Genomic DNA, 1,029 nt, shown 5'->3' on the forward strand with positions numbered 1-1,029 from the left:
GTTCTGCGATTTCGTAAGCTTTTTGTTCAAGCTCTTCTAAACGGGCCGCGATTTCTACCGATTGAGCGCTCAGCTTCATGTCATCAATCAGAACACCAGTGCGCTCAATGCGAGACAAAACAGGGACTAGCGGCATTTCGATTTCTTCGTAAACCGATTTTAGCTTTTCATCTTGTTCGATGTTAGCAAACAGACGATTGTGCAGACGAAGCGTGACGTCTGCATCTTCTGCTGCGTATGGCGATGCTTGCTCAAGCTCGATTTGGTTGAAGGTCAGTTGGTTTTTACCTTTACCCGCGATTTGTTCGAATGAAATGCAGCTGTGTTGTAGGAAACGAAGTGCCAAGCTGTCCATGTCGTGTTTGCCGCCTACGCTGTTGTAAACGTAAGACGCCAACATGGTGTCGTATTTGATGCCTTTCATCTCGATGCCGTAACGTGCCAGCACAGACGCATCGTATTTTAGGTTCTGACCGACTTTCGCTTGAGCGTCGTCTTCAAGAATTGGTTTCAGCTGCTCGAGAACCCAATCGCGATCCAGTTGCTCTGGCGCATCCAAATAATCGTGTGCGACAGGAACATAAGCCGCAATACCTTCATCGATAGCAAATGACAAACCGACGAGGTTCGCCACCATGTAATCAAGGCTGTCCGTTTCGGTATCAAAGGCAAACAGCTCTGCCGCTTTGAGTTTTGCTAGCCACGCATTGAAAGAAGCTTCGTCCAAAATGGTTTCGTACTGACTGCGATCAATCGTTACCGCTGAGGTTCCCATTTCAGCATGCGAAGAAGATGATGATGCTTGCGCAGAGCCTGCAAGTTCAACCGCTTCGACAGTGCCTGAGCCGCCTTCAAGCAGTTCGTTCAACCAAGACTTAAACGTCAACTGACCATACAGTTTGATCAATTCGTCTTTGTTTGGCTCTGCTTTCAGTAGCGACTCTGGTGTTTCTTCCAGTTCCACATCCAGCTTGATGGTAGCCAGCTCATAAGACAGCATAGCGTTGTCTTTGTTGTCGACCAGCTTCC

1 pseudogene is annotated in these 1,029 nt (G+C 48.0%); it reads right to left on the reverse strand.

Features of this window, described 5'->3' with window-relative positions:
• Window positions 1-1,029: pseudogene (locus tag R7E42_RS25665) on the reverse strand (DNA polymerase I); the annotation flags it as partial.

Source organism: Vibrio sp. Vb1337 (assembly GCF_033338715.1).
Classification (GTDB): domain Bacteria; phylum Pseudomonadota; class Gammaproteobacteria; order Enterobacterales; family Vibrionaceae; genus Vibrio; species Vibrio alginolyticus.